Here is a 23,662-nt window from a genome sequence, read left to right as displayed (position 1 = left end):
CACCTATACCATTTATTTTGAACGGCGAATGAGCTGAAAAATAGCGAGTCCTAATAACCCCAAAAACGCAATCAGCGTCCACGCCGGAATTGATAGCCCAAGTAAATTCCAGTGTACATCGGCACAGCTACCATCACCTAATAGGATCATCTCTAGTGCATCGCGCAAAGGAAATGCGTCCACGATGTAATCAAAGCTAGGACCACATAAAGGAACTTCATCCTCAGGGAGGCTCTGAATCCATACATGGCGTCCAGCAATCGCCGCTCCGGCTCCGGAAGCAATGACAAGCAGGCTGGCATAGACCTTTGTAGCCTTACCATGGGCAAATGCAATCAGAGCGATAATGCCGATGGTTATCGTTGCAATGCGTTGCGCAACACATAAAACACAGGGTTCATAGCCAAGGTAATTTTGGAAATAGATGATTGCGACAGCCATCATGGTGAGCGTATAAAGAGCAATAAGGAGAAAGGTTTTACGGGCACTTAGCATCATAATAAGGACTACAAATGGTTAATTTAGCCTTACATTAAATCCTGAATTGGTAGAGTACAACCCGTTATTTACCATGAGATGCAAGATAATGGTAAAAGGCTAAGATCAGGTGGCCGATTGGCCACCTGATAGCGAGATTACTTAAAGCTGTGGCGCATATCTTCGCCTTCTACTAAGTAGATAATCTGCTCGCAAACGTTGGTAGCGTGATCGCCGATTCGCTCTAGGCTTCGAAGCGTCCACATAACATTCATCACTCGTTTAATTGAACGAGGATCTTCCATCATATAGGTCACTAAGCTACGCAAAGCGCTGGCATACTCATCATCAACTTTTTCATCTACACGCATCGTTTCACGAGCCTTCTCTGCATCATAGCGAGCGAAGGCATCTAGCGATGCATTGATCATTTCACGAACGCGAATCGCAATATTTCTACACTCAACATAACCGATTGGAGAGCTTCCCTCTTCGGCTAGACGGACCCCTAGATCGGCAATTTTTGCCGCTTCATCACCCATTCGCTCCAAGTCACGGACGATTCGCGATACCGCAAGTACCATTCGCAAGTCACTCGCGGCAGGCTGACGCTTCACCAAGATTTTGGTACAGAGATCTTCCGTCTCTACCTCTAGACGGTTAACCTCTACATCATCCTTCGCCACAGCTAGGCCAAGTTCACTATCACCACTTTCAAATGCCGACATCGCTTTGACTAGCTGTTGTTCCACTAAACCACCCATCTCGAGTAGACGGCTGCGAATATCTTCCAAATCCTGATTAAAGCGCTGTGAAATGTGTCCATCAAGCTTCATCATTTGCGTTCTCCTTAACCGAAACGACCAGTAATATAATCTTCTGTTAGCTTATGACCGGGCGATGTAAATACCGTATTGGTATCGTCAACTTCAATCAATTTACCCAAATGGAAGTAAGCGGTGCGATTCGAGATACGCGCCGCCTGCTGCATTGAATGAGTGACCACTACAATCGTGTAGTTGCTCGATAACTCAGCAATAAGCTCTTCAATACGTGCTGTAGCAATAGGGTCTAGTGCAGAGCAGGGCTCATCCATGAGGATAACTTCAGGGTTAACCGCGATGGTGCGGGCAATACACAGACGCTGCTGCTGACCGCCCGAGAGGCCGATTCCTGGAGTATGAAGACGATCCTTAACTTCATTCCAAAGTCCGGCTTTCTGCAGACTACTCTCTACCATTTCATCCAATTCAATCCTGTTACGAGCTAGCCCATGAATCTTCGGACCGTACGCCACATTTTCGTAGATGGACTTAGGGAATGGATTTGGCTTCTGGAACACCATCCCCACACGCGCTCTTAACTCAACCGGATCAACCTTCGCGCCATAGATATCCTGACCTTCCAGAAGCATTTTCCCAGAAACTCGGCAGGTATCAATCGTGTCGTTCATGCGATTGATGGTGCGTAAGAAGGTGGATTTACCGCAACCTGATGGCCCGATAAATGCAATCACTTCATTCTTACCTATATCCAAGCTCACATCGTAGATGGCTTGCTTATCGCCATAGAAAACACTTACACCGTCGGCGGTAATCTTTGGGTCAGCGCTCGTTGGAGCGCCAACTGTTACATAATTATCTGACATTAAAATATTTCCAACTTATTAATCTAAAACTGTTACCAACGCTTTTCGAGGCGCTTACGAAGCCATACCGCGAAGGCGTTCATTACCATCAAGAACATCAGAAGGACGAGAATGGCCCCTGAGGTTTTCTCCATATACCCACGTTCCGGCGCATCAGACCAAAGGAAGATCTGTACTGGCAGAACTGCCGATGGATCAGTGATCGTCGACGGTACGTCAACGATAAATGCCACCATACCAATCATCATAAGCGGCGCCGTTTCACCTAAGGCCTGAGCCAGGCCGATAATCGTACCGGTTAGGATTCCTGGCATCGCAAGTGGCACGACGTGATGGAAGACCACCTGTGTCTTTGACGCCCCCAGTCCTAGCGCCGCATCACGAATGGACGGCGGCACTGATTTAATGGCCGCTCGAGCCGCAATAATGATGGTGGGCAAGGTCATTAGACTTAATACTAGACCACCAACTAGCGGCGCCGAGCGTGGCATACCGAACCACTGTAGAAATACTGCTAAGCCTAACAAACCAAAGGTTATTGACGGGACCGCGGCCAAGTTGTTGATGTTAACTTCAACAAATTGGGTGAAGCGGTTTTTAGGTGCAAACTCCTCAAGATAAACCGCGGTTGCCACGGCGATAGGGAAGGACACACTAAAGGTCACCAAGAGGGTGAGTAAAGACCCAATTAAAGCTCCCCGGATACCCGCTTCCTCAGGATTGCGCGAGGCACCATTTTGGAAGAAGATGCGGTTAAACACCGAACGCATACTATCCTGATCAATCAACCCCTCGGTCCAGGCAATCTGCTTTTCATTGAGGCGAGTACCAACCGACTCCTCTTGAAAGTACTTGTACCACATATCCACATCGGAACTGGCGCGCAACCAAACCGAGTGCGTCTCGTTCAACCATTGAGGATTGGCCTCAAGCTGCTCCGCCAACTGCCACTGTGAACTTTCCGAAACGAGGGCATACAGCGCGCGCTTATCCGTTCGGCTAGTTACATCGGGATACATTTCCCGCAAACTTGATTTGATGACGCTGTTCCAATTTGCTCCACGAAGAGACTCGGCACTCAGTTCGTCTACCCCAAGTAGGCGTTGATCGAAGCTTACTTCGATACGAACCTCTGTTTGGATAAACGCCTTATAACCCTTGAGAAAGACGTCGCTCAGCAAAATAACTAGCGCACTGACCGCAAAAAGGATCGCGAGCATACCCAGGCGCTTAAAGCGACGCTCACGGCGATGACGCTTTTTCAGCGACTGTCTTACAAGATCTAAATTTGAATTAGTCATATTGCTCTCGATACTTATTTACTACGTGCAGCGCAATCATATTAAGAATTAAGGTCACTACAAAGAGGACTAAACCAAGCGCGAATGCGGCGAGGGTTTTCGGACTATCGAACTCTTGGTCACCTACTAATAGCGTGGCAATCTGAACGGTAACCGTGGTCACCGACTCAAATGGATTTGCCGTCATTTTTGCCGACAACCCGGCGGCCATGACCACGATCATTGTTTCACCAATCGCTCGCGAGATGGCTAACATGATGCCGCCCACTACGCCTGGTAATGCCGCAGGCAGTGTTACCTTGGTGATGGTTTCGCTGCGGGTAGCACCCAAACCCAGCGATCCGTCACGCAGTGAGGTTGGCACCGCTCGAATGACATCATCGGCCATCGAGGAGATAAACGGGATCAACATAATCCCCATTACCGCACCCGCAGCGAGGGCGCTTTCTGAGCTAATCTCGAAAGGCGTATCCATCAACCCCATGGCGATAAATTTTTCAGATAGCCATTCAACGAAATTTCGCACATTCGGTGCCACCGTTAACGCGGCGAAAAAGCCGTAAACAACAGTTGGGATACCTGCCAAAACCTCAAGCACCGGCTTAAGAATGTTGCGCACTCGCGTTGTGGCGTATTCAGATAAAAAGATGGCTGAGTAGAGGCCTACGGGTAACGCGACACTCATCGCGATTGCGGCGATTAATAGCGTGCCCGCAAAGAGCGGAACCGCTCCGAAACTACCGGATGAAGCGGTTTGATCGGCACGGAGGGCAACCTGAGGGCTCCAATGTGTACCAAATAGAAACTCCATGGGTGAAACCATCTGGAAGAATCGCATCGATTCAAAGATGACCGATAGCAGGATCCCTAGGGTAGTTAGGATGGCAATCAGGCTACTCAAAAACAGAAAGCCACGAATCCATTTTTCTACCGACACTCGAGCGTGCAGCTTGCTAGAGAATTTCACCACCGAGAACAACAGCCCCGCTACACTAATCAATGCAACAGCACCGAAGAGTGCGCTATTCGCAGCCCCAGCAAGATAAACATAAGCCTCAGCTGCTGGAATCAACTCAGTCGCCAAGGATTCTGCGATAACACCATCTTGAACATGATTTTTGATCATTGAAAAGATGAGCGCTGGGTCCGAGTTAGCCCCAGATAGGTAGGATTGCGGGATATCTGCGACCACAATGGCTCTAATTACACTTTGCTCTAGTAGCACCCAAATCAACACCAAAAATAGAGCTGGTACAACCGTCCACAAAACCGCCCAGAGGCCGTAGTAATGGGGTAACGCCGGAAGTCGACTGGTACCTGTCGACTTCTTCTTAGCTCGTCCGGTGGCGGTGAACCACGAAAACAAACCAAGGCCGACGATCAAAAATAAAATCACACTTGGAGACATAAATAACTCAATCAACCGATATAAAAACAGGTCATACTATAACAAGAACAACCCACTTACGCATAACGCAAGTGGGTTGTGCAAACTTCATGGGATAATCTGAACTTAGATTGCTTCTAAGCTTCTTACCGCTGTTCCAACTTGAGTACGCTCTTCTTCAGGCATTGGAATCAAGCCGCGATCGGTCAAGTAACCATCATCACCCCACGCCGCTTCGCTGGTGAATTCCGAAAGGAATTCTTCGATGCCCGGAACAACATTGACATGCGCTGCCTTCACGTAGAAGAAAAGTGCGCGTGAGATCGGGTAGCTACCATCTGAAATCGCTTCGAACTCAGGAGCGATACCGTTGATCATAGCGCCGTGGACAACATCTGCATTTGACTCTAGGAAGCTATAACCAAACACACCTAAGCTGTTGGGGTTAGCCGCTAGCTTTTGAACAATTAGGTTGTCGTTTTCACCAGCTTCAACGTAGGCGCCATCTTCACGAATGCCGTGACAAACCGCTTTAAAACGATTCTTATCTTCCGATTTAATTGCAGCAATCCAGTCGAAGGACTTACAACCTGATTCCATCGCTAATTCAGCGAAAGCATCTCGAGTACCTGATGAGGGTGGTGGACCAAGAACCTCAATTCGCACCTCAGGAAGCGAGCTATTTACTTCATTCCATGTACGGTAAGGGTTTTCTACCAATGTCTCGCTACCATCTGGGTTTGGAACCAACTTTCCTAGCGCCAAAAAGATTTCACGTGGCGTTAAATCAAATTGCTGAGCGGCAACTGAATTTGCCATCACAATACCATCGTAGCCGACTTTAACTTCAACAATTTCAGTAACGCCATTACTCGCACACAACTCAACTTCTGACGACTTAATTCGACGTGAAGCGTTAGTCATATCTGGAGTACCAACACCAACACCGCCACAGAACAACTGCATACCACCGCCAGTGCCGGTAGATTCTACAGTTGGGGTACGGAATTGCGTCGCTTTACCGAAGCGCTCTGCCACAACTGTGGTAAAAGGGTAAACGGTAGAAGAACCTACAATTTCAATGTGCTCGCGGGCCGATACTTGGGCCGCACTAGCAATAAGACTGATGGCTAATAATGCTTTAAGTTTCATAGTTATGCTCCTAGGCAATTTTTTCAACTAAAGCCAGTCTACGAACACTTTATGACAGTAATGTTACAAAGTAATTTATTTGTCATATTCGTGAAAAAACATCCTTTACAACGACTCCAAATGCTTAACACTCCTCCCGCTTAAGGTATAATCGAGGAAAACAATAAGAGATATACTGTGCATACCAATAGGGTTAATCACCTCATAGCAAAGATCGGCCAATGGGCTAGCTTACTCATCCTGGCGATGGCGATAATCACAACATTCATTGTCCTGTTGCGCTTCGGTTTCGACTGGAGCTCCATCGCGGTGCAAGAATCAGTCACGTATTTACACGCGTTTGCTCTGATGCTGGTTATTCCCTGGGCGTTACAAACTGAAGATCACGTTCGAGTTGATATCTTTTACCGACGCATGCGACCACAATCACAGCATTGGGTTAATATTGTTGGCGCTATCGTTTGCCTACTCCCGTTCTGTATTTACAGTACAATCTCTGCGCTCCCGTTCGTCATAGACTCCTGGTCAATTCTTGAGGACTCTCCTCAAGCTAACGGCATACCAGCGCTATATCTCTTAAAAAGTATCATTCCAATTAGTTTCTTACTGCTCGCTATTCAAGGGGTCGCTCTATTGGTTACCAACATTAAGGCCGTTTTAGCACCGCTAGAGGAGCCCCGCTAATGGAGTGGCTAGCGGTACTAATGTTCGTGGTGCTTTGCATTGCTCTGATTTCTGGCTATCCGGTTGCGTTAACCCTAGCAGGGGTGTCGCTAACATTCGCCGTTGGCGGAATTCTCGGTGGCGTCTTTGACCAACAGCTGCTTGGTGCTTACGTAAATCGTGTATTCGGCACCATTACCAATAGTACTTTAATGGCCGTTCCGCTCTTTGTTCTAATGGGTGTTTTACTCGAACGATCAAAGATTGCGGAAAAGCTGCTTGAAACACTGGGTAGTATGTGGGGGCATGTTCCTGGTGGGCTTGCGCTCGCTGTAATTGCCGTGGGCGCGCTGATGGCAGCAAGCACAGGTATCGTCGGTGCAACGGTCGTCACAATGGGGTTAATATCGCTACCTACGATGTTAAAAATGGGCTACAAGCCGTCGCTCGCAACGGGCGTTATCGCGTCTACGGGTACATTAGGGCAGATTATTCCGCCATCGATTGCACTAGTCCTGCTTGGAGATGTGTTATCCAACGCCTATCAACAAGCTCAGCTCCGACAGGGGATCTACAACCCCGAAACACTTTCTGTTGGGGACTTATTCGTTGGCGCAATTATCCCAGGGTTGATCTTAGTAGCGGTATATATGTTGTACGTTGGCTTTTATGCACTAATAAAACCACAGCACACGCCACGCTTAACAACCAAGCAAAAAACCTCGAAGGCGGTATTGTTTAAACACCTATTGCCTCCTATTTTATTGATCGTGCTAGTACTGGGGTCTATCTTAAGCGGTGCCGCTACCCCTACTGAAGCCGCTGGTGTGGGTGCCATAGGTGCTATCTTTCTTGCCTACCTCAACGGAGTTTTAACCATTGAGCTATTAAAGGATGCCTCGCAGCAGGCTGCGAAGATCACTGCGATGGTATTTTTAATTCTATTGGGTGCGTCAATGTTCTCGTTAGTGTTCCGAGGTTTTGGCGGGGAGGAATTGATCGCTGATTTTCTCTATAGCCTACCCGGCGGTGTCATCGGCGCTACGATAATGGTGATGCTGGTTGTTTTTCTAATGGGGTTTGTCCTCGACTTTATCGAAATCTGCTTCGTCGTGATACCACTCGTCGGACCGGTTTTGCTTGGCATGGGCGTCGATCCTCTTTGGCTTGGAATTGCCTTAGCGATTAACCTGCAAACAAGTTTCTTAACGCCGCCATTCGGCTTTGCCCTCTTCTATTTACGGGGTGTAACACCTGATAGTATTCCTACCAAAGAGATCTATCGCGGTGTAATACCCTTTATTGGACTTCAACTTTTCGTCCTGTGCCTATTGGCGCTCGTTCCGGAAATTGCTACTTTCCTCCCTAATTACCTAAAAGGCACGGCCTGATGAACCAAGAAAACAATTTAGATGATGATCTAAAACCGACCGGTGAGCTCTGTTTGCGTTTAACAGCTCTCAGCAAAGATACCAATGGTTACGGTGATATTTATGGTGGGTGGCTGATGCAGCAAATGGATCTAGCAGGCGGCGTGTTGGCAGAGGAAACGGCCGAAGGGAGAGTAGTAACCGCTGCCGTCCAGGCAATTAATTTTCTCCGCCCCGTGCCACTCGGGGCCAATGTGTCCTGTTACTGCGATATCGTGGCCATTGGTCATGCATCGATAGAAATTAATGTCGAGGCATGGGTGACATCTAAAGGGAAAAGTCCATTTCAGCAAAAGGTTGCTGATGGACGCTTCTATTTTGTTGCCATTAGCGACGAAGGGAAGACGAGGCGAATCCCCCGCTAATAGAGAGATTTCAGCTTCCGACACCGAGTGGCTGTTATTGTCGCTCTGCTGCTCGGCGCTGCTCGTAGTAGGCTTCTTCAGAAATTGCGTGATAACGCTCAACGCTCAGTTGGAAATCACGATAGCTTTCCCAAACTCGAGCAAACTCTGGATCCGTTGCGGCGGTTTCCGCGTAGACCGTTTGCGCAATTTGGTAGAGGTGGTTGAACACCGGGGTTGGCATCCGACGTAATTTTACGCCATGAACCTCCACCAACTCCTGTAAAGCAGCGTTATTACTCGCCGTGTACTCATCTAGCATATCTTGATTGATTGCTCTGGCAGCACCTTCCACGATAGAACGCAAGTCAGCTGGAAGGGTAGCGAGCGCATTAGCATTCACAATAAATTCAAGTGAGGCACCTGGCTCATGAAAGCCTGGATAATAATAGAACTCCGCTACCTCATGAAAACCGAAGGCTAAATCATTATAGGGGCCAACCCATTCCGTTGCATCAATCACACCGGTCTTAAGTGAGGTGTAGAGCTCGCCACCCGGAATATTAACAGTGGTCCCGCCGGCACGATTGAGGACTTCGCCCCCCAAGCCAGGAATTCGCATCTTTAAACCACTTAAGTCGTCAATCGTTTTGATTTCACGGTTATACCAACCGCCCATTTGAACTCCAGTGTTTCCCCCAGCAAAGGGCACCAGGTTGAAGGGTTCGTAAAGCTCTCTCCACATGCTAAGTCCGCCGCCATGGTGTAACCAGCCATTATATTCTTGAGCATTCATACCGAAGGGGATTGAAGTAAAGAATTGCGCCGCAGGCACCTTGCCTTTCCAATAATAGGCTGCACCATGTCCCATCTCAGCTGATCCAGCAGAGACTGCATCAAAGACTTCAAGCGCACCAACAATTTCACCTGCGCCGTAGACGGTGATGTTCAATCGCCCACCTGACATATCCTGTACCAATTTAGCAAAATTCTCGGGCGCCGTTCCTAAGCCAGGAAAGCCCTTTGGCCAAGTGGTCACCAACCGCCAATTGAAGGTCTCCTCCCTATCGGCGGCAATATCCTGAGAAGTATTACGATTAACCTGATTGAAGGCCGCTAAATAGAACACTAATACGAGTAGTGCTAATAGCCCGATAATCACTAAGGTTTGAACAGAGGCTTTTTTATTTGTCATTTTTTTGCCTATAGTGCCTGTAAATTAGCGTGTGCGAGCATCAGCCATTTCGCACCCACTTGATCAAAATTAACGTGTACACGAGCGCGAGCACCTGCTCCCTCGACGGCAAGTACCACACCATCCCCAAAGGTTGGGTGAACCACGGACTGGCCCAAAGTTATCCCGCTTTGCGGCTCTACATTCTGTCGTAAACGTGGTGACGGTGATGTTTTTTGAAATAGCGGCGAAGATACCGTCGCCTTCAACCTTACATGATGCAGTAACTCATCAGGGACTTCACGAATAAAGCGGCTCATCACCGTGTAGTTCTCATTGCCGTAAAGTCTGCGCATTTCCGCCCAACACAATACCAGCCTTTCCATCGCTCGAGTCATACCTACATACGCCAAGCGGCGCTCTTCCTCAATACCGCGCCCCTCATCGAGTGACATTTTATGGGGAAACAAGCCCTCTTCCATCCCAGCAATAAAGACTAAAGGGAATTCCAGGCCCTTTGCGGAGTGCAATGTCATTAACTGCACCGCATCTTCATCTTCACTAGCTTGGCGATCACCGGCATCTAAGGATGCTGAGGCTAAGAACTGGCTAAGCGCTGGGGTTTCATCATCTTCATCAAGGCTAAAGTTTTTCGTCGCGGTGATAAGTTCCTTCAGGTTTTCTACTCTAGCTTGGCCCTTTTCACCACGTTCCTTTTGGTGGAACTCAATAAGACCAGTCTGATGCATGACCTGCTCACAGAGTTCAAATAACGGTAATTCCTCGTCACCCACTGACGCCTCATCAACCAGGTCTAAAAACGATTGTACGAGATTATTTGCTCGAGTTGGGAGCAACTTTCGCTCAACCATTAGTCCCGCCGCCTCCCAGAAACTACAGCCCTCTTCTCTTGCTGTTAGTCGTATTTTCTCAATGGTTTTCTCACCAATTCCGCGGGTTGGAATATTGATGACCCGCTCAAAGGCTTGGTCGTCACCCCTACTTTGGATTAAACGAAGGTACGCAAGCGCGTTTTTGATCTCAAGACGCTCATAGAAGCGCTGTCCGCCGTAGATACGATAGGGTGTGCCCGAGCGTAGGAGTGCTTCTTCTAGTGTGCGTGATTGAGCGTTAGAACGATATAAAACGGCAGCTTCGGCCAACTTTCGACCTGATGCCTTCCAGTCTCGAAGCTGATCACTGATGAAGCTCGCCTCATCCTGCTCGTTGTAAGCTGCGAACACCGTAATATCATCACCCGCATCACCGTCGGTCCATAGTGACTTTCCTAGGCGATCACCATTATTTTCAATCACCGCATTCGCACCCTTCAGGATGGTACTGGTTGAGCGATAATTCTGTTCTAGCCGGATGGTTTCTACTGGGGAAAAATCCCGATCAAATTGTCGGATATTCTCAATTTTTGCGCCACGCCAACCGTAAATAGATTGATCATCATCGCCCACCGCAATAATCGGAGTTTTATCTCCAGCCAATACCCTTAACCAGGCATACTGAATAGTGTTGGTATCTTGGAATTCGTCTACCAATATGGTTTGGAACCGCTGTTGATAATGACTCAATAATTCGGGTTTTTTGAGCCACAGTTCATGGGCTCGCAGTAGTAACTCGCCGAAGTCTACCAGTGAACTCCGCTGACAAACATCCTCGTAGGCTAGATAGATTTTCTGCTGGGTTCGCGAAATCGGATCTCGTGCACTCATATGCTCGGCACGGCGCCCCTCATCCTTTTGGCCGTTAATAAACCAGGCCATTTGCTTTGGCGGGAACTGCGCTTCGTCGATTCCCTGTTCTTTGAGGATTCGCTTGAGGAGTCGGACTTGATCATCACTATCAATGACCTGAAAGTTCTGCTTCAAACCTGCTTCTAACCAATGTTGCTTAAGTAGTCGGTGAGCGATACCGTGAAAGGTGCCGATCCACATCCCTCTCTCACTGGGCCCGACAAGTTCTTCTACTCGACCTCGCATCTCCTTGGCGGCCTTATTGGTAAAAGTGACTGCCAGAATTCCGTAAGGTGACACTCCCTCTACTTGCAATAACCAAGCTATACGGTGAACTAAGACACGCGTTTTACCAGAACCAGCGCCTGCCAATACCAACATATTTTGCAGGGGGGCGGAGACGGCCTGGCGCTGAGCATCATTTAATTTGTCGAGTAATTGCGAAACGTCCATACTAAATCCAAAGCAGGCTTACTTTTATTATTGGGTTAATCAGTTTAACATCACCTACAGTAGAACGAGACCTCTGTTATTGGTTTTTTTAGGGATATTAATGGCTACTAGCTTCACGCAACATATTTCAGATAATCTTGATAAGCTCCGACGCTCGGAGCGCAAGGTTGCCGACTACGTTTTAGCCAATGCAACATCGGTTATTCAAATGCGCATCGTGGACTTATCCACAGAAGCTGAAGTGTCTGAGCCCACGGTTGTCCGTTTTTGTCGGGCGATAGGTTGCGATGGCTTCCAGGACTTCAAACTAAAACTTGCACAGCAACTTGCCTCCAGCCCGACCATTGGCCAGATAGCGGTAACCGATAGTGATTCATCGTCGGCCTATACTAACAAGGTTTTTGATACCTCGATTGATGTGTTAATTAAGGTGAGAGATCAAATTAATGCGGCTGTCATCGATGAAGCGGTTAAGCTCATTTTCAATGCACGGCGGGTGGACTTCTTTGGATTCGGAGGCTCCGCCCCAGTTGCCGCGGACGCTCAACATCGCCTTTTACGCCTAGGATTGGCCACGCACACCTATAGTGATCCTCATATTCAAACCATGGCGGCAATGAGTTTGCGTAGTAACGATGTAGTTATTGCGATATCACAAAGTGGTCGAACGAAAGCGTTATTAGATAGTCTTCGAGAGGTGAAACGCCGCGGCGCAAAAATCATTTCTCTTTCTCCAAGCGATACCCCAGTATTGAGCCAGGGCGACGTACAGATCAAGATTGATGTCAACGATCATTTTGATGTCTACTCGCCACTATCATCGAGAATCGCTCATCTTGTCATCATTGATGCTATTGCTGCGGGGGTTGCCCAGCACATGGGTGACGGAGGTAAAACGCATATTGCTAAACTCAAGCAGAGCCTCAGAGGCCATCGGATTAACTATCACGAGCCAAGTATTCCAAGTAATTAGAATCTGAAAGCTTGGCAACTGATCGACAATAAAAAAGCGCCTAGTTGGCGCTTTTTGCTTCTTGGAATAGGAAATTACTACTCCTGACCTTACTCAACCACTTCCGGCTCTTGCCAATCCCGTATGTAGTCGCGAGCAGCATTCGCCGCCTCTCTATCCTCTAATTCAAACATGGCTTCAATTTGGTAAGGTGCCGCAAGTGTATCACCCACTACGTTCACGCTATCAAAGCCAGGGCGGATAGAGCTGCTGAAGTTATCAATGGTAATGGCGTTAGCAAAGCGTAGCTCGGATGATTGCCGTTGAAGCACGACCAAGTAACGAGTAGATGGGCCCATAGTGAGAATAAAAGAACGTTGATCAATCGCTGCCCAACCACTTATATTCATTGCATTAACGCGCTCCAAGGGTTCCAATCCTGGGACTTTATAGCGCTCAGGGAGTGACTCGTACATAGATTGCACTCGGCCAACTTCATCTTCAGTGTTGGTCATCTGACTAGTGTTACTACAACCCGATATCACGACCGTCGCAATGAGTAAGAGGATATATTTCTTCATTCTATTAACTCCTGTGGGTTAATTACGCTTTTTAGGGGGTAGCCATCCGGATAAATTCTTTTGCTTTGACCGAGAAATAGCCAAAGAGTTCTTATCAACTGCTTTAGTAATAACCGAAGCAGCACCTACGAAGCTACCTTTACCAACGCTAATCGGCGCTACAAGAGTACTATTAGAGCCAATGAAAACGTCATCTGCCAACTCGGTTCGATGTTTATTGATGCCATCGTAGTTACAGGTGATCGTTCCAGCTCCAATATTAACGCCGCTACCTAACACCGCATCACCGATATAAGACAAATGGTTAACTTTACTACCGTCACCGATTTGAGCTTTTTTAGTCTCTACGAAGTTACCGATCTTTGCACCCGTTCCGAGCTCTGTTCCAGGACGTAGCCGAGCGTATGGGCCCACGTCATTCTCACCCGCTAAATTACTATCCTCAATACTCGTAAAAGCTTTAATAACAACATCATCACCAATCGTGACATTCTTAAGATGACAGTTAGGGCCAATAACAACACTATTACCAATAACCACTTCGCCTTCGAATACACTGTTTATATCAATGAAACAGTCTTTGCCGTGAAGCAGTTTGCCCCGTACATCGATACGCGCAGGATCCGCGAGAGATAACCCTGCTGCAAGCAGCTTTGAAGCGTAGCCTGTCTGGTAGGCTCGCTCTAACTCTGCCTGTTGAATTCGGTTGTTCACCCCCATCACCTCGTGGAGTGATTGTGCTGCCTGGGTGGCTATTTCAATCCCCTCATCTACTGCGGTCGCTACGACGTCAGTGAGGTAGTATTCACCTTGGGCATTGTTGTTAGACAAGGACGATAGCCAACGTTTTAATTTAGCTCCGTTAATTGCCATGACACCGGTGTTTACTTCGTCGATCAAAAGCTCTTCAGCTGAACTATCTTTCTGTTCAACGATACCTTCGACCTTGCCATTCGCGTTACGAACTATGCGACCATAACCGGTAGGGTCTTCCATCTTCAGGGTTAATAAACCAAACGATGTTGCGTTAGCTCGTTCTAATAAGTCGACTAAAGTCTGTTTCTTAATTAGCGGTACATCGCCCATGAGAATTAACACCGTTGAATCATCACGCAAATGCGGTATGGCTTGCATGACTGCATGGCCGGTACCAAGCTGATCAGATTGCTCGACCCAATTAACGTTCAGATCACTAAACGCGGCACGGACGGATTTTGAGCCGTGACCAACGACAATGGTGGTCTTGGCATCTTCTATATCGACGACAACGTCAAGCACGTGCTCGAGCATCGGCTTACCCGCAATGGGATGAAGAACTTTCGGAAGGTCGGAGCACATTCGCGTGCCCTTACCGGCAGCAAGCACAACGATATCAAGAGGCATGGCGATAAATCCTTCATTCGTAATAACTAACTGACTCGTAGTTAGAATTTTATAGCATTTAGTTGTTTACGCAAATAAAAAAAGGGTAGCTAAGCTACCCTTTTTTTATTGAGATCTTGAAATCAGTCTCAGCGTTTCATGCTACGAATTTGCTCAATAGTGCGCAATTGCGCAGCTGCATTCGCAAGGCGGTTAGCCGCTAACTGATAATCAACACCAGATGCTGTTCCGGACATCTCTTCACGAGCCAGATCACGGGCTTTTTCCGCTTCTGATTCATCAAGATCTGCTGCACGAGTCGCTACGTCAGCAAGGACGGTTACAGTGTGAGGCTGAACTTCTAAGAAGCCGCCTGTTAGGAAGAAAATTTCCTCTTCACCGCCCTGCTTAACAACACGAACCGGACCCGGCTTAAGACTAGTAAGTAATGGGGCGTGACCATAAATCACCCCCAAATCACCAATCTCACCCGAAGCAACTAGCAATTCCACCAGTCCAGAGAAGATAGCTTCACCGGAGCTGACGATATCGAGGTGGATTGTCATTGCCATGTTCCAGCCCTCCGATCGGCTTATGCTTTAGCTGCTTTCTCAACAGCTTCGTCGATAGAACCAACCATGTAGAAAGAACCTTCTGGAAGGTGATCAAACTCACCATCGAGAATGCCTTTAAATCCACGAATTGTTTCCTTCAGCGGAACGTACTTGCCGGGTGAACCAGTAAATACTTCTGCAACGAAGAACGGCTGAGAAAGATACTTCTCAATCTTACGTGCTCGGGCTACAACCATCTTATCTTCTTCAGATAGCTCATCCATACCTAGAATCGCAATGATGTCCTTCAACTCTTTGTAACGCTGAAGAGTCTGCTGAACGCCACGGGCAACTTCGTAATGCTCGTTACCAACGATCTGAGGATCAAGCTGACGTGAAGTTGAATCCAATGGATCAACCGCAGGGTAAATACCCAAAGAGGCAATATTACGGCTAAGTACTACCGTTGCATCCAAGTGCGAGAAGGTTGTTGCTGGAGATGGATCGGTCAAATCATCCGCAGGTACGTATACCGCCTGAACAGACGTAATAGAGCCTGTCTTAGTTGAGGTAATACGTTCCTGAAGAACGCCCATTTCCTCAGCTAATGTTGGCTGGTAACCTACCGCCGATGGCATACGACCCAATAGTGCCGATACCTCAGTTCCCGCTAGGGTGTAACGGTAGATGTTGTCAACGAACAACAGTACGTCACGACCTTCGTCACGGAATTTCTCCGCCATGGTCAAGCCAGTTAGTGCAACACGTAGGCGGTTACCTGGTGGCTCATTCATCTGACCATAAACCAACGATACCTTATCGATAACGTTAGATTCAGTCATTTCGTGGTAGAAATCGTTACCTTCACGAGTACGCTCACCAACACCGGCGAAAACAGAGTAACCACTGTGTTCAGCTGCGATGTTACGGATAAGCTCCATCATGTTAACGGTCTTACCAACACCAGCACCACCGAATAGACCAACTTTACCACCTTTAGCGAATGGGCAAACCAAGTCAATTACTTTGATACCAGTTTCCAATAGCTCTGCAGAAGAAGACTGATCAGCATAGGAAGGTGCGTCACGGTGAATTGCCCAACGCTCCTCTTCGCCAATAGGTCCCTTCTCATCGATTGGATTACCTAATACATCCATGATACGACCAAGTGTGGCCGAACCAACAGGTACCGATACCGGCTCACCTGTGTTTGTAACTACTAGTCCGCGACGCAAACCTTCTGACGATCCCATGGCAATACCACGTACTACACCGTCACCAAGCTGCTGCTGAACTTCGATTGTTAATTGAGTTTCTTCGACTAACAATGCGTCGTAGACCTTCGGTACGGAATCACGCGGGAATTCCACGTCGATCACGGCACCGATAATCTGAACGATACGTCCGCTGCTCATTATCCGTTTCCTCTTATCAAAACCTGAATTCTTAATGCTGCCGCAGATTAAACTGCAGCCGCTCCACCAACAATTTCTGAAAGCTCTTGTGTAATCGAAGCCTGACGGGCCTTGTTATACACCAGCTGCAAATCATCAATTAATCCACCGGCGTTGTCGGTCGCGTTCTTCATAGCCAGCATTCGAGATGCCTGCTCACACGCTTTGTTTTCGACAACACTCTGGTAAACCTGAGACTCAACGTAGCGAACCAATAAGCCATCTAACAACGCCTGTGCGTCTGGCTCATAGATATAATCCCAGTGATGCGCCATTTGATCCGACTCTTCTTTTTCAAGCGGAACCAATTGCGCAACATAAGGCTGCTGCGTCATTGTGTTGATGAAACGGTTAGAAACTATGAATAGACGATCAATTTTCTCGTCCTTATAAGCATCTAACATAACCTTAACACTACCAACTAAGTTAGCGGCGTCCGGCTCATCACCCAGGTCGCGTACAGAGGCAACAGTGTTGCCACCAACGCTTTTAAAGAACGCCTGTGCTTTCGCGCCAACTACACAGATATCTACTTCGACTTCTTGGTTAGACCAAGCTTGCATCGATTTGATCGTCTGTTTGAATGCGTTAGCGTTTAAGCCACCGCACAAACCACGATCTGAAGATACCACGATGTAACCGACACGCTTTACTTCACGTTCATGCATGTAAACATGTTTATATTCTGGATTTGCATTGGCCAAGTGACCAATAACAGATCGAATACGCTCTGCGTAGGGCTTGCTTCGTTCCATTAAGTCTTGCGACTTACGCATTTTACTTGCGGCAACTTTTTCCATTGCGCTCGTAATTTTTTGCGTACTTTGGATACTAGCAATTTTACCACGAATCTCTTTCGCGCCTGCCATGTCGTTACCTTGCTCCTTAATCAGGGATAGAGGCTTTCGCCCCTATCACATTACCAGGTTTGGGTAGCCTTAAACTTCTCGATCGCCGCGTTAAACTGTGCTTCGATCTCGCCGTTGTAATCACCCTTCTGGTTGATCTGAGCCATTAGCTCGCCATGCTCAGTACCCATGTACGATAGAAGCGCCGCTTCGAAAGCCAATACCTTGTTGACAGGTACGTCTTTCAAATAGCCTTTATCAGCCGCAAATAGCGATACAGCCATATCTGCAATTGACATTGGAGAGTACTGGTTTTGCTTCATAAGCTCAGTAACTCGCTCACCATGCTCTAACTGCGAGCGTGTAGCCTCATCGAGGTCAGACGCAAACTGAGAGAACGCTGCAAGTTCGTTGTACTGTGCTAGAGCGGTACGGATACCACCAGACAATTTCTTAACAATTTTGGTCTGCGCTGCACCACCCACTCGAGATACCGAGATACCTGGGTTAATTGCCGGACGAATACCAGAGTTGAACAAGCTTGTCTCAAGGAAGATCTGACCATCGGTAATCGAAATCACGTTAGTTGGTACGAACGCCGAAACGTCACCACCTTGTGTTTCAATAATCGGTAGTGCTGTTAATGATCCCGTTTGACCTTTAACTTCACCATTGGTTAGCTGTTCTACATAATCCGCGTTTACACGAGCAGCACGCTCTAGTAGACGTGAGTGAAGGTAGAAAACATCACCAGGGTAAGCCTCACGGCCCGGCGGACGCTTCAATAGCAATGAAATCTGACGGTAGGCCCAAGCCTGCTTAGTCAAATCATCATAGACAATTAGTGCATCTTCACCGCGGTCACGGAAGTATTCACCCATCGCACAACCTGCATAAGGCGCAAGATACTGCATTGCTGCAGGATCCGCTGCACCTGCGGCAACGATAATGGTGTGGTCCATAGCGCCGTGTTCTTCTAGCTTACGAACAACCGCGGCAATCGAAGACTGCTTCTGGCCAATCGCAACATAGATACACTTAACGCCGGTACCTTTCTGGTTAATGATCGCATCGATCGCAACAGCTGATTTACCAATCTGACGGTCACCAATGATAAGCTCACGCTGACCACGACCGATTGGAACCATTGCATCAACAGCTTTCAAACCTGTCTGTAGAGGTTGATCTACTGGCTCACGTGCAATGACGCCCGGAGCAACTTTTTCAACAGGTGATGTCTGCTTAGCATCGATTGGACCTTTACCGTCGATAGCGTTACCTAGCGTGTCAACAACACGACCAAGTAATTCTGTACCAACAGGTACTTCTAAAATACGACGAGTACAAAGAGCTCGCTGGCCTTCGGCCAAGCTCATTGCACTACCTAGGATTACTGCACCAACGGAGTCACGCTCCAGGTTAAGTGCCATACCATAGATACCGCCTTCAAATTCAATCATCTCACCGTACATCACGTCCTGTAGACCGTGGATACGTACGATACCGTCAGATACCGAGACAATTGTGCCCTCATTCTGGGCTTCGGTTGCAACATCAAGACTATCGATGCGCTTCTTAATAATTTCGCTGATCTCAGATGGATTCAGTTGCTGCATGCTCTTTCCCTCAGTCCTAAACGCTTCAGGAGTTCATCGCTTCGGCGAGCTTAGCTAAACGCCCACGCACGGAACCGTCAATAATGGTATCACCAGCTCTAATAACAACACCACCGATCAAAGATTGATCGACGTCAGAAGTTACTCGAACCTGGCGGTCTAAATTCGTAGCCAACGCACTCTCGAGCTTAGCTTTGATATCGTCTGTTAGTTCAAAAGCTGAATTAACATTAACATCTACTGCGCGCTCGATATTCGCTTTCATCACTGCAAACAACGCAGCAATTTCAGGTAGCAAACCAAGACGCTTATTGGCGGCAAGTGTCGAAACAAAATTCTGACCTTTGTCGCTGAGCTCACTATCTAAAAGCTCGATAAACTGCTTGGCAATTTGGTCACTCGGAAGTGATGGCGAGCTGAAAAGCTTTACCACCACATCTTCTTGAGCAACCGCGGCCGCTTGGTTAAGCATGGCTTCCCAACCAGCCAAATCACCCTGTTCCTGCGCAAACTCGAAAGCTGCGCGGGCATATGGGCGTGCTAGGGTACTTAGTTCTGCCATGTTGTCCCTCGCTTACAGCTCACCAGCCAATTTGTTGACAAGCTCGTTATGAGCCTTGGCGTCAATTGAAGATCCAAGAACCGCCTCGGCACCTTGCATGACTAGAGTAGCCACTTGAGCGCGAAGCTCTTCACGTGCACGATTCACTTCCTGCTCCACTTCAGCTGCCGCTGCTGCCTTAAGGCGAGCACCTTCAGCTAGCGCGTCTTCCTTCGCCTCATCGAGGATCTGGTTAGCGCGCTTATTCGCAGAGTCGATAATAGTTTGCGCTTCCTGCTTAGCAGCGCGCAACTTCTTACCAGCTTCTTCTTGTGCCAACTCCAAATCACGCTCGGCGCGATCTGCAGCTTCAAGGCCATTGGCAATTTTTTCAGAACGCTCTTTCATCGCTTCCATAATTGGCGGCCATACGTATTTGAATACGAAAGCCACGAAAATGAAGAAAGTAATCGTCTGACCGATAATTGTATAATTGATATTCACAGGGCCACCCCATTTCTCATTAAATTGGTGACAGATTTATTCATTGCTAACAAAGATTAAATCTGAACCGCGAACATCAAGTACATAGCAAGACCTACACCGATCATTGGTACCGCATCAAGCAGACCAGCGATAAGGAACATCTTACCCTGTAACATTGGTGTCATTTCTGGCTGACGTGCAGCACCTTCAAGTAGCTTACCACCCAAGATACCAAAACCGATTGCGGTACCTAAAGCACCCAAACCAATCATTAGCGCTGCTGCAATGTATAGAAGACCCATAAAAAAACTCCCGTAGAGTGTTAAGCGTATATATGACGCTAGGTTATCGTTAAAAAATTAATGTTCTTCGCTGTCGTGCGCCATTGCGAGGTAAACCACGGCTAGCACCGTGAATACAAACGCCTGAAGCACAATAACTAGGATGTGGAAAACCGCCCACGCCCACTGCAATACACCGGCGAAGATACCCATAAACAGGCCTGCACCAAACATAATAGCAATCAGAATAAAGATCATTTCACCTGCATAGAGGTTACCGAACAAACGCAAGCCCAAAGAAATAGGCTTTGCTATTAAGTTCACTAGCTCAAGTACAAGGTTTACTGGGATCATTAAGATATGGTTGAACGGATGCAGGCCCAATTCTTTAGCAAAGCCAAGAATGCCTTTCTCCTTAATACTGTAGTAAATCACCATAGCGAATACTGCCAGTGCCATACCTAGTGTTACGTTAGGATCCGTTGTTGGCACAACCTTGAAAAAGGTATGCTCACCACCAATCGCCATAGCTAAGCCAGGCAACCAGTCAACCGGAACCAAGTCCATCGTGTTCATCAGCAAAATCCAGAAAAACACCGTAAGCGCCATTGGAGCAATCCAAGGATTGCGATAATAGAAGGTATCTTTCACGGTTGAGTCAATAAACTCTACACACATCTCCACGAAGTTAACAAAGCCCGTCGGAACACCCGTCGTTGCTTTCTTAGCGACACTTCGAAATGCAAAAATGAACAACAATCCCAACACCCAAGACCAAGCCATTGAATCGACATGAATGGCATTAAAGCCCATGTCTTTGGCCTCTTGCGCGCTATGCGCCATCGTCCAGGTAGGCTCAGTAATGACCGTGCCATCAGCGCGAACATAAGGCTCGACACCATCAACACAACTTACTGAGGTTTCCTCACATGCACCAGGCTCTAACAAGCCATAGGTCATATTTTGCAAGTGGTGTTGTATATACTCTTGCGGAGTTTGGTTTTCACCAGCCATGTTGTACTCTCTCACACCGTTATTTACCTACCCAGTTGGATTACAACCGAATAGAACCAACCCATCCCACAACAACGCCAATAATAAATCCAACGATGATGTGTATTGCATAGATGCCGTCTACCAACATAAATGCTGCCGCAAAAAGCACTGCGGTTAAGATGAACTTTATGCTCTCACCCTGATAAAACGAGCCAACCATTTGCTGGGCGTTTTTTGCTCCCTGAAATCGATAACCAAACCAGATAAAAATCGCATTGGGTACCAAAGCAATTAATAAGCCAGCAAGGACGGCCAACATGTGACCGACCGAATAGAGAACAATACTCACAGCGGCAACCAGAGTGATTATTACAGATTGCAGGACGAGCCATTGTCGCCAAGGGAACTCGCGAATTTTCTTGCTATTTGTAAATACCACTTAAGTCGAACCTAATCTGTGTGGGTAATTGCGCTCAAAGCGCGCAAATTATAGGTGAGTCGCGAATGCGATTCAACCGTAAAGCGAACCAAGATTATGCTTTTCGACCAACGGACTATTTTATGCGCGCTAGAATACCGTCGAGCTCATCTAAACTCGCATAACTTAACTCAAGCTTACCCTTACCACCTTTGCGCTGAGTGATTTTCACAGGAACACCAATGCGTTCCGACAGCGACTCCATTAAACGTATCACGTCGGGATCCGACTTTACTTCAACTGACTTAACAGACTTCCCCGCTAACAACCCTCTGACATGATCCTCAGTTTGTCGAACCGAGAGGCGTTTAGCGATAACAAACTCTGCAGCATCGCGTTGTTTATCAACATCCAATGCGAGTAATGCTCTGGCATGACCCATTTCTAGATCACCATTCTCTAAAAAGGTTTGTACATCTCCGGCCAAGGTCAGAAGGCGAAGTAAATTAGTTACCGTAGCGCGATTCTTACCTACCGCTTCAGCCACTTCGGCATGAGTCAAATCGAAGGCGTCTTTGAGTCGATTGAAGGCAACCGCCTGCTCCATCGCATTAAGGTCTTCGCGCTGAATATTCTCAATGAGCGCCATCGCGGCCGCTTCGTTGTCGTCGATATTGCGAACTAGTGCGGGAATGGTGGCCATTTGCAACGCTTGGCAAGCGCGCCATCTGCGTTCGCCAGCTACTAGCTCATACTGCGTTGCGGTTTTGCGAACCACAATTGGCTGCATTAACCCCTGCTCACGGATTGACATTGCAAGCTCTTCAAGCGCCTGCTCGTCGAATTCTTTACGAGGTTGATAGGGGGATCGCGATATCATCTCGATAGGAAGTTGCTTTAGCTCACTCGCAATGGTGGGCTCAGTGGCATCCTCTACAGGCTGATCCACTGCAGACTTCACCGCTAATAGGGCATCCAAACCACGTCCAAGTTTTGCTTTTTTTTGCGCCATATCCTATGCACTCATCGCTATTTGTTCAGCCCTTCGGATAACTTCTCCCGCTAACGCGAGGTAGGCTATCGCCCCCTTTGACTGCCGATCATAGTTCAACACCGGAAGGCCATAGCTCGGCGCCTCGGCCAGGCGGACATTCCTCGGTATGACTGTTCGATACAAACGATCGCCAAAATAATCTTTTAACTGCTGAGAAACTTCATTAGTCAGCGAGTTTCTTGGGTCATACATGGTCCGCAGAATCCCCTCAAGATGGAGGTTCGGGTTAATGACGCGCTGTATTTTGTTGATGGTATCAACGAGGGAGGATAATCCCTCTAGTGCATAGTATTCGCACTGCATTGGCACGAGAATCGAATCTGCAGCGGCCAGGGCATTAACCGTCAGCATATTCAGCGACGGTGGACAATCAATAATGATAAAATCGTAGTCTGCTTGAATACCGGTAAGTGCTCTGGCTAGACGTGTTTCTTTATGGTCAATATCTAGCAACTCGACCTCTGCTGCCGTCAGATCAGCATTGGCAGGCAACACATCAAACTGCTTCGAACCATCACGCTGGATAGCCTCTTTGGCATCGCATTCACCAACAAGCACATCGAGGACAGAGAGAAATAAGTCGTACTTATCCACGCCCACTCCCATGGTGGCGTTACCCTGCGGATCCATATCAACCAACAGTACGCGTTTTTTGGTGGCCGCAAGCGACGCAGCCAAGTTAATACTGGTGGTCGTCTTGCCAACACCGCCCTTCTGATTGGTGATCGCAAATAATCTAGCCAAA

Annotated in this window: 25 protein-coding genes; 4 read left to right on the top strand and 21 right to left on the bottom strand. The window is 47.7% G+C overall.

Annotated elements, in window-relative coordinates:
- Positions 1–12: 12 nt before the first annotated feature.
- From Q0698_RS02565 to Q0698_RS02540, 6 genes are all read right to left on the bottom strand, one after another.
- Positions 13–498 carry a disulfide bond formation protein B gene (locus Q0698_RS02565; protein WP_298633401.1) on the bottom strand — a complete coding sequence of 162 codons (486 nt, stop codon included), beginning with the start codon at positions 496–498 and terminating at the stop codon, positions 13–15.
- A gap of 137 nt (positions 499–635) precedes the next feature.
- A complete protein-coding gene (gene phoU, locus Q0698_RS02560) occupies positions 636–1,316 on the bottom strand; it encodes a phosphate signaling complex protein PhoU (protein ID WP_298633399.1) in 681 nt (226 codons plus the stop codon).
- 11 nt (positions 1,317–1,327) lie between these two features.
- Positions 1,328–2,125 (bottom strand): phosphate ABC transporter ATP-binding protein PstB, encoded by a 798-nt coding sequence (gene pstB, locus Q0698_RS02555; RefSeq protein WP_298633398.1) that lies wholly within the window; start codon positions 2,123–2,125, stop codon positions 1,328–1,330.
- A gap of 32 nt (positions 2,126–2,157) precedes the next feature.
- Complete coding sequence (pstA, locus tag Q0698_RS02550) at positions 2,158–3,426, bottom strand: phosphate ABC transporter permease PstA (RefSeq protein ID WP_298633397.1); 1,269 nt, start codon at positions 3,424–3,426, stop codon at positions 2,158–2,160.
- Positions 3,419–4,834, bottom strand: coding sequence for a phosphate ABC transporter permease subunit PstC (pstC, locus tag Q0698_RS02545; RefSeq protein WP_298633396.1), 1,416 nt, complete (start codon positions 4,832–4,834; stop codon positions 3,419–3,421). Before pstC ends, pstA begins: the two co-directional genes overlap by 8 nt.
- A gap of 105 nt (positions 4,835–4,939) precedes the next feature.
- A complete protein-coding gene (locus Q0698_RS02540) occupies positions 4,940–5,965 on the bottom strand; it encodes a substrate-binding domain-containing protein (RefSeq protein WP_298633395.1) in 1,026 nt (341 codons plus the stop codon).
- 177 nt (positions 5,966–6,142) lie between these two features.
- Between Q0698_RS02540 and Q0698_RS02535 the strand changes: the two genes are divergently transcribed.
- Genes Q0698_RS02535 through Q0698_RS02525 form a run of 3 tightly spaced genes read left to right on the top strand, consistent with a single transcriptional unit; the run spans position 6,143 to position 8,423 of the window.
- Positions 6,143–6,649 carry a TRAP transporter small permease subunit gene (locus Q0698_RS02535; RefSeq protein ID WP_298633393.1) on the top strand — a complete coding sequence of 169 codons (507 nt, stop codon included), beginning with the start codon at positions 6,143–6,145 and terminating at the stop codon, positions 6,647–6,649.
- Complete coding sequence (locus Q0698_RS02530; protein WP_298633391.1) at positions 6,649–8,019, top strand: TRAP transporter large permease subunit; 1,371 nt, start codon at positions 6,649–6,651, stop codon at positions 8,017–8,019. Before Q0698_RS02535 ends, Q0698_RS02530 begins: the two co-directional genes overlap by 1 nt.
- On the top strand, positions 8,019–8,423 hold the full coding sequence (locus Q0698_RS02525; protein WP_298633389.1) for an acyl-CoA thioesterase: 405 nt from the start codon (positions 8,019–8,021) through the stop codon (positions 8,421–8,423). Before Q0698_RS02530 ends, Q0698_RS02525 begins: the two co-directional genes overlap by 1 nt.
- Before the next feature lie 34 nt (positions 8,424–8,457).
- On the opposite strand, the gene dctP is transcribed toward Q0698_RS02525, so the two are convergent.
- Entirely contained in the window at positions 8,458–9,597 is a 1,140-nt protein-coding gene (gene dctP, locus Q0698_RS02520) for a TRAP transporter substrate-binding protein DctP (protein WP_298633388.1), read from the bottom strand.
- A gap of 8 nt (positions 9,598–9,605) precedes the next feature.
- On the bottom strand, positions 9,606–11,774 hold the full coding sequence (gene uvrD, locus Q0698_RS02515) for a DNA helicase II (RefSeq protein ID WP_298633386.1): 2,169 nt from the start codon (positions 11,772–11,774) through the stop codon (positions 9,606–9,608).
- Positions 11,775–11,874: 100 nt separating this feature from the next.
- Here uvrD and Q0698_RS02510 point away from each other — a divergent pair, with 100 nt between their 5' ends.
- Positions 11,875–12,747: a MurR/RpiR family transcriptional regulator gene (locus tag Q0698_RS02510; RefSeq protein WP_298633384.1), complete on the top strand. Its 873-nt coding sequence runs from the start codon at positions 11,875–11,877 to the stop codon at positions 12,745–12,747.
- Between the two features lie 89 nt (positions 12,748–12,836).
- Here Q0698_RS02510 and Q0698_RS02505 read toward each other — a convergent pair whose 3' ends face one another.
- The 13 genes from Q0698_RS02505 to Q0698_RS02445 form a co-directional block, all read right to left on the bottom strand.
- Positions 12,837–13,307 carry a DUF6491 family protein gene (locus Q0698_RS02505; protein WP_298633382.1) on the bottom strand — a complete coding sequence of 157 codons (471 nt, stop codon included), beginning with the start codon at positions 13,305–13,307 and terminating at the stop codon, positions 12,837–12,839.
- Positions 13,308–13,325: 18 nt separating this feature from the next.
- Entirely contained in the window at positions 13,326–14,690 is a 1,365-nt protein-coding gene (gene glmU / locus Q0698_RS02500) for a bifunctional UDP-N-acetylglucosamine diphosphorylase/glucosamine-1-phosphate N-acetyltransferase GlmU (RefSeq protein WP_298633380.1), read from the bottom strand.
- Positions 14,691–14,818: 128 nt separating this feature from the next.
- The gene (locus Q0698_RS02495; protein WP_298633378.1) at positions 14,819–15,241 is read right to left on the bottom strand and encodes a F0F1 ATP synthase subunit epsilon; all 423 of its coding nucleotides are present in this window, start codon (positions 15,239–15,241) and stop codon (positions 14,819–14,821) included.
- A 20-nt stretch (positions 15,242–15,261) separates the two neighbouring features.
- Complete coding sequence (gene atpD / locus Q0698_RS02490; RefSeq protein ID WP_298633376.1) at positions 15,262–16,638, bottom strand: F0F1 ATP synthase subunit beta; 1,377 nt, start codon at positions 16,636–16,638, stop codon at positions 15,262–15,264.
- A 47-nt stretch (positions 16,639–16,685) separates the two neighbouring features.
- Positions 16,686–17,546, bottom strand: a complete 861-nt coding sequence (gene atpG, locus Q0698_RS02485; protein WP_298633374.1) for a F0F1 ATP synthase subunit gamma — start codon at positions 17,544–17,546, stop codon at positions 16,686–16,688.
- A 50-nt stretch (positions 17,547–17,596) separates the two neighbouring features.
- The gene (gene atpA, locus Q0698_RS02480) at positions 17,597–19,141 is read right to left on the bottom strand and encodes a F0F1 ATP synthase subunit alpha (RefSeq protein WP_298633372.1); all 1,545 of its coding nucleotides are present in this window, start codon (positions 19,139–19,141) and stop codon (positions 17,597–17,599) included.
- A 25-nt stretch (positions 19,142–19,166) separates the two neighbouring features.
- Positions 19,167–19,703 (bottom strand): F0F1 ATP synthase subunit delta, encoded by a 537-nt coding sequence (locus tag Q0698_RS02475; protein WP_298633370.1) that lies wholly within the window; start codon positions 19,701–19,703, stop codon positions 19,167–19,169.
- Between the two features lie 12 nt (positions 19,704–19,715).
- On the bottom strand, positions 19,716–20,186 hold the full coding sequence (locus tag Q0698_RS02470) for a F0F1 ATP synthase subunit B (RefSeq protein ID WP_298633368.1): 471 nt from the start codon (positions 20,184–20,186) through the stop codon (positions 19,716–19,718).
- Between the two features lie 56 nt (positions 20,187–20,242).
- Positions 20,243–20,470 (bottom strand): F0F1 ATP synthase subunit C, encoded by a 228-nt coding sequence (gene atpE / locus Q0698_RS02465; RefSeq protein ID WP_121875468.1) that lies wholly within the window; start codon positions 20,468–20,470, stop codon positions 20,243–20,245.
- Positions 20,471–20,527: 57 nt separating this feature from the next.
- Entirely contained in the window at positions 20,528–21,463 is a 936-nt protein-coding gene (gene atpB / locus Q0698_RS02460; RefSeq protein ID WP_298633366.1) for a F0F1 ATP synthase subunit A, read from the bottom strand.
- Positions 21,464–21,503: 40 nt separating this feature from the next.
- Entirely contained in the window at positions 21,504–21,884 is a 381-nt protein-coding gene (locus tag Q0698_RS02455; protein ID WP_298633364.1) for an ATP synthase subunit I, read from the bottom strand.
- Positions 21,885–21,999: 115 nt separating this feature from the next.
- Positions 22,000–22,875 carry a ParB/RepB/Spo0J family partition protein gene (locus Q0698_RS02450; RefSeq protein ID WP_298633362.1) on the bottom strand — a complete coding sequence of 292 codons (876 nt, stop codon included), beginning with the start codon at positions 22,873–22,875 and terminating at the stop codon, positions 22,000–22,002.
- A 3-nt stretch (positions 22,876–22,878) separates the two neighbouring features.
- A complete protein-coding gene (locus Q0698_RS02445) occupies positions 22,879–23,661 on the bottom strand; it encodes a ParA family protein (protein ID WP_298633360.1) in 783 nt (260 codons plus the stop codon).
- Position 23,662: the final 1 nt, after the last annotated feature.

Source organism: uncultured Umboniibacter sp. (assembly GCF_947497555.1).
In the GTDB taxonomy this organism is placed as follows: domain Bacteria; phylum Pseudomonadota; class Gammaproteobacteria; order Pseudomonadales; family DSM-25080; genus Umboniibacter.
Note: the sequence above shows the minus strand (reverse complement) of the source record. Positions and strands in the feature narration are given on the sequence as shown.